Below are 11428 nucleotides of genomic sequence, written 5' to 3'. Positions count from 1 at the left end.
AATTGAATTAATTCTCTAATCAATTTGAAGGGTGAAATAGCATATTAGCTTCGTTAAAAATTTCTCATTTAGAACAACTAAATAGCAAAATTTTTGCCTTGCCTATATGGATATAGGTACCTTAGCGGTAGCAGGACGCGAGAGCGGTGCTACTAAAGCTATTTCCCCGCTTCAAGATAGATCATTTACTTAATACAACTGGTATAATTCCCCTTTCATCACACCCAAGAAGCATAAGCCGATATACAATGTGTCGGCGGGATGCCGGTTGCTTTCCTATCAGTTTTTTTGTTTTAGGATTCAGTATGATGTCGGGGCGACGCTTTCTTGGTTCGCTCAATCGCGTCGTTTCAAAAGAGTGAACGAGGAGCGCATGGATGCGCTTTGATACTAACTGTGGAGGGCAGCTACAAAATACCTAGTAAATAAACGGGGGATAATCAAGCAACCTCTTACCTCCCCCACAAAAAGCGCACGTTGGGTAAACCCTAAAGTCTCACCCAACGCTTGTTAACTTGTTAACACGCTTTCTTTAAGGACGGTACACCTTGACGTTAGCATAGCCATTTTCATGTAGAATAAGCGCTTGTAACTGGCTCATTACGCCTTTCGAACAGTACAAGTAGTATTCTTTGTCCTGTGGTAAGTCGCCAAACTTTGTGGCTAATCTAAAGAAAGGTAAGTGGATCACTTGTGCACCATCTAGTTCAAGAGGGTTGGCATCTTCCTCTTCTGGAGAACGAATATCTAATACTACCGCGTTGTCTGGTAATTCACTTACCGATTCCGCTTCCTTCACTTCTTCTTTTGCTTCAGCCTCAATGTCACGAATATCTTTTACCGTCGCGTTAGCCACAACTGTATTCAACACATCAAAGTCAAACTTTTCCTCTTCAGCTAATATCTTGTGAAGCTGTGCTTTTACCGTTGGTTTTTGAGAGATCACACCACAATATTCAGGCATTGCTTCTGCCATTTCGTTGGTGCCAATCGCTCTGGCAATACGAATGATTTCTTCTTTATCGTGTTGAATAAGCGGTCGTAAGATCAGCATCTCTGTAACACGGTCAATCACGTTAAGGTTAGCCAAGGTTTGGCTTGATACTTGACCAATACTCTCACCAGTTACCAGTGCAGGGATCCCCAAACGCTCGGCGACCACAGCACCTGCACGCATCATCATGCGTTTTAGTACCACGCCCATTTGTCCGCTTTCGATATTCTCAAGAATTTCAGCAACAACTGGCTCAAAGTCAATCGTGATAAATTTAACTTTGTGAGTAGAGCTAAATTGTTTCCACAAGTAGTAGCTCACTTGCTTAACGCCAATTTCGTGGGCTGCACCACCTAAATTAAAGAACAAAAAGTGCGTACGCGCGCCTTTTCTCATCATTTGATAAGTTGCAACACCCGAGTCGAACCCGCCAGAGACCAAAGACAGCACATCTTCTTGCGTTGGTAATGGAAAGCCACCTAGACCAAAGTGCTGGTGACGAACGATATAGGCTTTATTGTCTTTGACTTCAATTTTAACCGTCACATCAGGTTTTTTCAGTCTTACGCTGGCACCTTCTACATTTTGGTTTAAACCGCCACCAACATAACGCTCTATGTCGCTTGAAGTAAACTCATGCTTACCTTGGCGCTTTACACGCACGCAAAACGTTTTGCCCTTGATCAATGGCTCAACCAAAGCAATCGTTTGTTGGTAGATATCATCAAGCGTATCGAACTGTGTTTCTTGTACCTCAATAAACTGCACAATACCTGGCGTGCGTTTAAGGTGGTCGATGAGGCCAAGACGGGTTTTCTCATCACTTAGCTCGCTCGTCACTGAGATATTGTCCCAGTTATTTTTAACTTTTACGTTTTCGTCAACGCGAACCAACAGCATTTTAATGTTTTTCTCTAATACTTTGGTAAAACGCTTACGGACGGATTTGCTCTTAATAGCAATTTCGGGATGTAATTTGACGATAAATTTAAGCATAAAAGTCACTCTACTACAGATCGATTATCGGTTGCGATGACGCACTGATTTGACCTAAGCGGACTTTATCGTGGCGCACACTGACCGAGGACAGTTCGGGCGCGCGAGTATATCAAACTCAGAGCCGATTAGGAAATAAACAAACCTTTTCCCTTTGTGCTCTACGAAGCCTTTTGCCCGTGTTCATCAAAGCAAAAGGTTCGCTTAATTATTTAAGGCTAAGCAATACTCGGTAAGCTCGCCTCTGCTAGTGCTTGATAATGCTGCTGAAGTTGTGCCACTTTCGGTGCGCTCATGGACGTCGCGTAAGGTTTAAAAATCATCAATACTTTGACAATGCCATTGTATATATCCTGTTGCTCAAGGACGCCTGTCATTCTTCTGGCTTTAACATAGGGAGTCCAGAAACTAACGGTCATTTTCAACATATGCGCGAGCTCTTTTGCATCGTCATCATCAATGGTGATCACGCCTGTATCTCTTAGGCCAATTACTACTGCCTTTACTTGCTCGAGTAAGCGTGACTGAAAAGCGATGTAGTTTTTCTTCAACTCATCATCACGAGCCAAGATGTCTGTCAGATTGTCGTAGAAAAAGTGATAACGCCACATCAGGTCGAACAAGGAGTCTAAATATTGAGTGAGCTGCTCAAGCGGTTCGTTGTGCTGCTCCAGTGGCTTAAAGTGCGTATTTAAATGCTCGCTGTAAAGGGCGAATATTTGCCGAATGATGTCTTCTTTATTTTTAAAATGATAGTACAAATTGCCAGGACTAATCCCCAAACTGGACGCTATATGGTTTGTCGTAATCGCGCGCTCTCCATGCAAATTAAATAACGCGATGCTGGTACGTATTATTTTTTCCTTGGTATTCATTACGATTCTCTATCTTTGTTGATAACGTGGTCGCGCTATTGCTAGGGTTGCTAGGTTATTTCGCGCTCAATGTGAAAAAATAGCACTAATTTTAACTCTAGATAAGCTTAGATCCGACAAAGCTGACCAGTGTTTTTTCAAAAAAACCTTGTTACCATACAAAAAAATTCAACATAGTTACGCTTATGAAAGTCATCGCCCTCTACCCTGGCACATTTGATCCCCTTACTAATGGACATGAAGACTTAATCAAACGTGCAGCAAAAATGTTTGATACCGTGATCTTGGCAATTGCCCATAACCCAAATAAACAGCCTTGTTTCTCACTAGAGCAACGTGTTGCTTTGGCTGAAGAAATTTTAAAATCACATAAAAATGTAAAGGTGATTGGGTTTTCAGGATTACTCGTTGATTTAGCGAAAGAGCAAAACGCCAACGTGCTGATCCGCGGCATTCGAGCGGTGTCTGACTTTGACTATGAGTTCCAGCTGGCCAATATGAATCGCCGTTTACATCCCGATTTGGAAAGCGTATTTTTAACGCCATCTGAAAAGAATTCATTTATCTCATCAACTTTAGTAAAAGAAGTTGCACTTCATAGAGGTAATGTCAGTGAATTTGTTCACCCACTGGTTGCCCAAGCTTTAGAGGAAAAACTACACGGATGAAAAAGTGCCTATTATCCCTAGCCGTATTGGTTGGTACTTATGCGCATGCATCACCTTGGATAGAGGTGTCGCAAAGTGAGCTTAAGCACAGCATAGATTTACTGGTTGCAGAAGGTGTGATAAATCGCCCAGTTAATCAGTATCCCCTGCTGTGGAGCGGCATTGTTAATGACCTTGCCGCTATTGATGACAGAAACCTCTCTGAAACCGCAAGCTTTGCATTGGCACATTTACGCCATGCGCTAAAACAAGCAAAAAGAGAAAGATATAGTAGCGTAAAAGCACATTTTAATGGTGCTGAAGAGCGCTCTACAGGCTTTGGTGAACGTCAAAATGAACGTTCAGGCCTGCGTACTTATGGCGTTATTACAGGTAGTGCGGTTAGCGCTAAAGTTGCAGTTAACTACGCAGATGAAAGCCAAGATGGAAAATACGTTAATCACCACGGCAGTCACCTTGCAGTGTTGTTTGGTAATTGGTCTCTCAGCGCTGAGCGACTGAGTTACTGGTGGGGACCGAGCAACGAAAATGCGCTGATGCTTTCAAACAACGCAGCCCCAATGAAAGCGGTTCGCTTGAGTCGTGCCAATAATAACTATATTGGACCGAGCTTTTTCTCTTTCGTTGGTCCTTGGCAAGTGACGGCCATTATGGCAAAACAACGCCCGAATATAGCCAGTAAAAAGGATGGCGATTTTTGGGGGTTTAGAGCGGCCGCTTTTCCAATTCAAGGGCTAGAGCTTGGCTTTAGTACAACATCCAGCGACTTTGTTTATCAACAACAAAACCTTGAAAGCGAAAAGCAAACGCAACGCCTCACCAGCGTTGACTTCAAATACTCCACTCGGATAGCAAGTCAACCACTCGCTTTATACGGTGAGCTTGCAGGCAATAACGACAGTGGTGCATTACCAAGCAATCCAATGTACACCCTAGGTATTGAAAGTTATTGGGGTGGTAAAGACTATCGTCTCAAGAGCTTTATTGAATATTCAGATACAAGCATTGATTGTAAAGACGAGCTAAAGCTCGCGCTTTGCCCAAGAGACAATACCGTGGATTCAGCGAACTACCGTGAACGCGACCTCTGGCTTGGAGCAAGCTCGGGATTGGACGCTAAAAACCTCACTTTCGCGTTAGATTACTTCAGCACAGATGGCATTGGTGCTTATGCCAAACTGAAGCGAGTTGAATTTGACACATTAGACGTTGAGCGAAACCAGCTCGAGCTCGGTTACCAACAAGGTGTGTTTGGCGCGCTTGCTAAAATTGGCGTAAAAGCATGGCAAGATAAGTCTCAGGAAAAAGACGAAAGCCACGCAGCACTCACGTTGAGCGTGGAATATCAGTTTTAACGAGCGGCCATCGCCGCTCTTTTATTATGGCGTATAATCCAAGAAAGTCCTTAGCCCGAATTCAGATAATAAGTGCACCACTCATGGTTAATCGGTGAGGAGAGATCAACTGCCTGTTGGTGGTACTCTGTAATCGCCAAAAAACAAGAGTAGTTACCATGAGTTACAAGCAGTTGATCGAAGGACAAAGATACCAGATAGAGGCCTACTTACGCGAGGGTTTTAGTTACCGGGAAATTGGAAAGCGACTGAGTGTTAGCCACAGCACGATAAGCCGCGAAGTTCGGCGCAATAGAATTCGGGATAATCATTATCTACCAGAGATCGCCCACGCTAAGACGATGAAGCGCCGATGTCAGGCAGCGAAGTATAATATTTCAGGGCTGACTGTCACATTCGTAGAGTTCGGGTTGAGTCAAAAATGGAGTCCTGAACAGATCGCAGGCGTGGGTAAAATGATTGGTTACTCTGTTAGCCATGAGTGGATTTACGGTTTTGTGCAGCGTGATAAATTACGTGGTGGCAAGCTGTTTAAGCAGTTGCGCCATGGTCACCGCAAATATCGAAAAGGCAGTCGAGCCAAGCGAGTCATAATTCCGAATCGCGTAGGCATTGAACATCGGCCAGCCATCGTCGATACGAAAAAGCGATTTGGTGACTGGGAAGTTGATACAGTTTTAGGCAAGCAAGGGACAGGCGCGATTGTCAGCCTAGTTGAACGTAAAAGTAAGCTATATCTGCTCCGTAAAGTGCCAGCAAAGAGTGCTATTGATGTTAGCCGAGCAATGATAGGAATGCTGTGGCGGTATCGCGGCCAAGTCCGGACCATCACTGCGGACAATGGAAGTGAATTCTGTGATCACGAGCGGGTTGCAGAGAAGTTGAAAACAGATATTTACTTCGCTAATCCATACTCATCATGGGAGCGTGGGCTGAATGAAAATTTCAACGGGCTGCTGCGCCAGTACATCAAGAAAGGTACAGATTTACGGACTGTAACGGACAAGCAGATTGCTGATATTGAGCGGGCATTAAATGCCAGACCGAGAAAGTGTTTAGGATATAAACAGCCTGCTGTTGTATTCAATGAATTACGTAAAGCAGCTTAATTTAGCGAGTGGTGCACTTCGGAGTTGAATTCGCGAGGAATAAGCCAAATGACAATTAAAAACCAATCGGTTATAGACATTCCGACAGAATATAACCAGTAAACCCAATCACGATAAAAAGAATCTTGTTGGTAATTAGTTATTATTTCTTCATTTATCACCAGCAGGAAAAGTAACGAGTTAACAATTAAAAAGCTAAGCACATAGAACCTAGCTACAACCGCTTGTTTTGATAATAATTCATTAAAATAAAATTTAAAAATTAAAATTGAAATAAAATCAAGCGCTAAAAAAATAACAAACAAAATAATCCGGTATATTTCTGCTTTCGGATCTAACCAGCCACTACCCTCGCAATACATCATTGTAGGAATGGTGAGTAGATATGAAGCTGAAATGAAAAATGAGACTTTACATAACTCTTTGTAAAGTGAATTTTTTGTAGAACGAGCTAAATTGAATAAAGCAGCAAGTAACAAAGCCCAAGAGTGGAGTCCAGTCATAGCCAAGTGAAATAAATAGTAAAAATCGGCCAAGCTTGATAACCTAGTTATTTTTTATTTTTTTTAATAAGAAACTCAAAAACAACCAATCTTTATTGACTAATAGAGAAGCAACCATAATAAAGTCTATAGAAATCACTAAATATGAGTACAAATACCATAACAGCCAGCGCGTTACATTTTCATAAATATATGTATCAATATACATAAAGAAGAACATAACAGTATTAATAGCCAAACCTATCATAGTATATAAAACGCCCACTTCCAGCTTTTCATCTTTAAAAAAAGTATAAGTGGCAAGAAAAATAGCTAATAAAGTAAAGAGATCAAATAAAGCAAATATGCCGTGAATAGCTGTGTTATAGCTATCAGAAACAATGATAAAATCGCTTACAAAGTAGGAGATAAATAACAGAGTAGAAGCAAGGAGTAGCTGTAAATTTTTCTGGACTTTTAGTATATAAAAAAATAGATGCAGCAGTGTGGCCATCAAGAAGCCCCATATTACAAGGGCTCCTATACTCATACCAAAAAAGTCATAAATTAACATTAATCATTAGTGCGGATCTTTAGACCCAGGCGGAGTAATTACACTTCCACGTGCGCCAGATACCATCTCAAGTTTACTTCCAGATTGAATTACCTTATCAGAAAGCGACTTTGTTTGACCAGCTGTTTTAGCTTGATTTTTTCTCGCTAGAATCATCTTTAGCATTGAATTTCCCTCAATATTTACAAATTAATCTTAACTCTAAAAGTGAGTCACCTAAAAATTATCGGGATTTACCAAGCACGAGACATGCCAATATTTATTAAATTAATTTTAACCGGTTAATTTACATACAAAAAGAGCGCTTGCTAGCGCTCTTTCTAATTCTGTAAAAGCTTAGTGTTAAGCCACAAATTTACATGGAATACTTAAGCTAGATGTTTGTTTTATAATGAAATCCATCGCAATTTCATCACAATTATCTTTACGCAAGCACAACTCACAGTCTTTCATCACTTTTTCAGGCAAGCTATCTTTGGTACAGTTGTTAAAACCTTGTTTCATAAAGAAGCCAGGCACTCTAGTTAGCACAATAATACGATTGAGTGCCAATTTTTTGGCTTTCACCAGTAAATGCTCGACTAAAAGTTGCCCTTGTCCCTTTATTTCGCTTTCGGGATTTACACCCAAAGAGCGGATTTCAGCAAGCCCAGTGTCGTAAATATACAAAGATGCACATCCTGTCACCCTGCCATCGACCTCTGTCACCGCAAACTCATTGATACTGTGGATCATATCACTTTTCGCTCGCGGTAGGTTCTCTCCTACTTTAGCCCAATATTGGATCAGTCCGGCAATGGCTTCAACATCATCTAAATTGGCATCACGTACTAGGATTTTTTGCTTTTTTTTTGCCGTTTTAATGGCATTGGTCACTTGTGGCAATGAGGTGCCGCCTAATGCTTTACGAGCGGCAATACAAGCGTCAATTTCTAGTACCGGGTAGACATCCTCTGTAATTATTGCGCTGACTTGCTGGAATTCTTCTAAGCTCAGATCCTCGAGGTTTTGCCCCTTACTAATTGCTAACTGCACTAATTCACCGACAATGTGATGGCCTTCCCTAAACGGTATTCCCTTAGCCACAAGATAATCAGCAAGCTCTGTCGCATTAGCGTGACCACCTTTTGCAGCCGCTAACGTTTTATCATCATTAACCTTAATGCCTTTAACGCATGCTTCAGCCATATGAATACACGCAAGCCAAGTTGGCATGGCATCAAATAGGCCTTCTTTGTCTTCCTGCATGTCTTTGTTGTAGGCCAAAGGCAAAGCTTTAAGCGTCATCATCATGCCGCTAAAGGCCCCAAAAACTCGGCCTGTTTTGCCACGGATCAACTCTAAGGCGTCAGGGTTCTTTTTCTGTGGCATCAAGGATGAGCCGGACGTCACGCTGTCGGCCAAATCAATAAATCCAGATTCACCAGAATTATAAAAGATCAAATCTTCAGCAAAACGAGATAAATGCATCATAGAAATAGACGCACAACTGAGTAGCTCAACCACAAAGTCACGATCAGAGACCGCATCTAAACTATTACGAGAGGCCTCTCTAAAGCCAAGGTTAACGGCCAACACTTCACGGTCGATAGGATAAGCAGTCCCCGCTAGCGCACCTGAGCCAAGTGGACACACATTTAACCTTTCAAGCGCATCATTTAAGCGCGACTCATCGCGCTCAATCATCTCAACGTAAGCCATACACCAATGACTAAAGAGTACTGGCTGAGCACGCTGTAAATGGGTGTAGCCTGGTAAAATAGTACCAAGCTCCTGCTCTGCAAGTGTCACTAGAGCTTGCTTTAGTGAGCTCAGTGCCACAAGCAGTTGCTGCGCCGTTTTTCGACTCCACAGTCTAAAATCAGTGGCTACTTGGTCGTTACGGCTTCGACCTGTGTGCAGCTTTTTACCTAAGTCACCCACTTTGTCGATAAGTTTAGCTTCAACATAAGAATGAATATCCTCATGTCCCGCGGTTGCTACACTACGCGGATCAGCAATCACTTCATCCAAAAGCTGTTTCAGCGCTGAAATGATCTGCTGATGTTCGCTTTCAGTTAATACATCTACTTGCTTTAGCGCACCCGCCCAAGCGATAGAGCCAACAATATCTTGCTCTGCCAATTGATAATCAAATGGCAGAGAATCATTAAATTGCTTAAATGCCTCATCAGGACCTGATGAAAAACGGCCGCCCCATAATGCCATCTCGCTCTCCTACCTTAAGACTGCTTTTGCTTGTTTAACGCCGCTATCCGGCTAGATAATGAGAATAGACGAATGAATCCCTCCGCATGAGATTGGTCATATACGTCATCTTCACCAAATGTGGCAAAATCTTCGCTATACAAGCTATTGATTGATTGCTTTTGCACTGCATGTACATGGCCTTTATAAAGTTTAAGCACCACCTCGCCAGTTGCCTGCTGTGCGAAAGACTCTGCGGCAGCTAGAATTGAATCTTTCAGTGGGGTAAACCAGCGACCGTCATAAACTAAGTGCGCAAACTCTTCGCTAAGCGCGGTTTTCCATTTACGACAAGATTTGTCTAAGATCAGCTCATCAATCGCTTGTAACGCAGCCATCATCACAGTGCCTCCCGGCGTTTCATAACAGCCACGAGATTTCATGCCGACTAGGCGGTTTTCAACGATATCCACACGACCAACACCATGCGGTGCTGCAATCTCGTTTAACTTAACTAGACACTGATAAGGACTATAACGCTCACCGTTAACACCGGTGATTTCACCCTTTTCGATTAATACAGACACATATTCAGGCTGATCCGGTGCGGCTTCTGGAGAGTTAGTCATGGTCCAAACCTGATCGCTTGGCTCATTCCATGGATCTTCCAATTCACCACCTTCGTGGGAAATATGCCAAGCATTGGCATCACGACTGTAAATTTTGGTGGCGGAGGCTGCACAAGGGATATTACGCTCAGCCAAATAGTCAAGCAGCGATTCACGACTTGATAACGACCATTCACGCCATGGTGCAATCACTTTAAGATCAGGCGCAAGCGCTGAGAAGCAAGATTCAAAACGAACCTGATCGTTCCCCTTGCCAGTACAACCATGAGAAAGTGCATCCGCGCCAACTTTACGGGCGATTTCAACTTGTGCTTTGGCGATAATAGGACGCGCCATTGAAGTACCCAGTAAATATGTCCCTTCATAGATAGCGCCAGTTTTAAGAGTTGGATAAATGTAGTCGCTAACCATTTCCTCTTTTAAATCGACGATATAGCACTCAGAGGCACCCGATGCGATTGCCTTTTCTTCAACCCCAACCAATTCTTCTTCACCCTGACCTACATCGGCAACAAAGGCGACAACTTCACAACCGTAATTCTCTTTTAACCATGGTACAATCGCTGATGTGTCTAATCCACCAGAGTAAGCCAGTACCACTTTTTTAATCTTGCTCATGTTCTTTAACCTCAAACGTAATCTTTGTTTAACAGCGATACCAGCAATGCGTTTTGGGCATGCATGCGGTTTTCAGCTTGTTGAATAATCTTTGACTTTGGCCCGTCCATCACTTCGGAAGTAATTTCAAACTCACGATGTGCTGGCTGGCAATGCAAAATGGTTTGTGCGCCACACGCTTCAACCAATTGTTGGTTGATTTGATATGGCATAAAGGTGTCTTTCACCTGTTCAAGTGGCGTTTTATTCCCCATCGAAACCCAAGTATCAGCGTAGAGCACATTGGCGCCAGCCGCGGCTTCTACCCGATCACTGACCAGAACCGAGGCACCATTTACCGCTGCAATTTGCTCAGCTTGCTTAACAATTTGTGCATCTGGAGAATGGCCTTTAGGACAAACCGCCACAAAATCAGTGCCTAATGTTGCCGCAAGCAACATTAACGAATGTGTTACGTTATTGCCTTCACCGAGGTAAGCGATTTTGATCTGGCTGACATCGTCATAGGTTTCAAATAAGGTGAGAAAATCAGCCAACGCTTGGCAAGGGTGATATAAATCACATAGGCTATTCACAACAGGCACCGACGAAAACTCAGCGAGCGTCTCGAGCGTGCTATGGTGATTTACGCGAGCCACAAGGCCATCGCCCCAAGTCGAAATATTAAGCGCAAAATCTTTTACGGATTCACGCGCCCCCATTGCGCCATTTTGCTGATCTAAATACACAGCATGGCCGCCCAGTTTATGAATACCGATATCGAACGACAGCCGTGTTCTTAAGCTCGGCTTTTCAAATAGCGTGACTATCGACTTGCCAGCTAAGGCTTGGTTATATTCTTGCGGTTGATTTTTAATATTTTTTGCAAGCTTTAATAAGTTCAAAACTTTAGTTTGGTCTAATTCCAAACCAGTTAAAAAGTGCTTAGTCATGATGTTTTC

The 11428-nt window shown here is 42.8% G+C and carries 10 protein-coding genes; 3 read left to right on the top strand and 7 right to left on the bottom strand.

What is annotated here, in order from left to right; genetic code table 11:
* Positions 1 to 532: 532 nt before the first annotated feature.
* Both thiI and CWC03_RS13610 read right to left on the bottom strand, forming a co-directional pair.
* Complete coding sequence (gene thiI / locus CWC03_RS13615; RefSeq protein WP_138582358.1) at positions 533 to 1990, bottom strand: tRNA uracil 4-sulfurtransferase ThiI; 1458 nt, start codon at positions 1988 to 1990, stop codon at positions 533 to 535.
* A 218-nt stretch (positions 1991 to 2208) separates the two neighbouring features.
* Positions 2209 to 2865, bottom strand: coding sequence for a TetR/AcrR family transcriptional regulator (locus tag CWC03_RS13610; RefSeq protein ID WP_138582357.1), 657 nt, complete (start codon positions 2863 to 2865; stop codon positions 2209 to 2211).
* Between the two features lie 185 nt (positions 2866 to 3050).
* Between CWC03_RS13610 and coaD the strand changes: the two genes are divergently transcribed.
* From coaD to CWC03_RS13590, 3 genes are all read left to right on the top strand, one after another.
* Complete coding sequence (gene coaD / locus CWC03_RS13605) at positions 3051 to 3533, top strand: pantetheine-phosphate adenylyltransferase (protein WP_138582356.1); 483 nt, start codon at positions 3051 to 3053, stop codon at positions 3531 to 3533.
* Positions 3530 to 4888: a capsule assembly Wzi family protein gene (locus CWC03_RS13600; RefSeq protein WP_138582355.1), complete on the top strand. Its 1359-nt coding sequence runs from the start codon at positions 3530 to 3532 to the stop codon at positions 4886 to 4888. Before coaD ends, CWC03_RS13600 begins: the two co-directional genes overlap by 4 nt.
* A gap of 158 nt (positions 4889 to 5046) precedes the next feature.
* Positions 5047 to 5997, top strand: coding sequence for an IS30 family transposase (locus tag CWC03_RS13590; RefSeq protein WP_138582354.1), 951 nt, complete (start codon positions 5047 to 5049; stop codon positions 5995 to 5997).
* Here CWC03_RS13590 and CWC03_RS13585 read toward each other — a convergent pair.
* The 5 genes from CWC03_RS13585 to CWC03_RS13565 form a co-directional block, all read right to left on the bottom strand.
* A complete protein-coding gene (locus CWC03_RS13585) occupies positions 5994 to 6533 on the bottom strand; it encodes a zinc metallopeptidase (RefSeq protein ID WP_138582353.1) in 540 nt (179 codons plus the stop codon). The two genes, CWC03_RS13590 and CWC03_RS13585, sit on opposite strands and share 4 nt — an antisense overlap.
* Positions 6534 to 6543: 10 nt before the next feature.
* The gene (locus CWC03_RS13580; protein ID WP_249314043.1) at positions 6544 to 6993 is read right to left on the bottom strand and encodes a hypothetical protein; all 450 of its coding nucleotides are present in this window, start codon (positions 6991 to 6993) and stop codon (positions 6544 to 6546) included.
* 402 nt (positions 6994 to 7395) lie between these two features.
* Positions 7396 to 9261, bottom strand: coding sequence for an argininosuccinate lyase (gene argH, locus CWC03_RS13575; RefSeq protein ID WP_138582351.1), 1866 nt, complete (start codon positions 9259 to 9261; stop codon positions 7396 to 7398).
* Positions 9262 to 9275: 14 nt separating this feature from the next.
* Positions 9276 to 10487: an argininosuccinate synthase gene (locus tag CWC03_RS13570; RefSeq protein ID WP_010374248.1), complete on the bottom strand. Its 1212-nt coding sequence runs from the start codon at positions 10485 to 10487 to the stop codon at positions 9276 to 9278.
* Between the two features lie 11 nt (positions 10488 to 10498).
* Positions 10499 to 11419 (bottom strand): ornithine carbamoyltransferase, encoded by a 921-nt coding sequence (locus CWC03_RS13565; protein ID WP_138582350.1) that lies wholly within the window; start codon positions 11417 to 11419, stop codon positions 10499 to 10501.
* Positions 11420 to 11428: the final 9 nt, after the last annotated feature.

It is taken from the genome of Pseudoalteromonas sp. S2755, from assembly GCF_005886535.1.
GTDB lineage: Bacteria > Pseudomonadota > Gammaproteobacteria > Enterobacterales > Alteromonadaceae > Pseudoalteromonas.
This window is presented reverse-complemented; position numbering and strand designations above follow the sequence as displayed.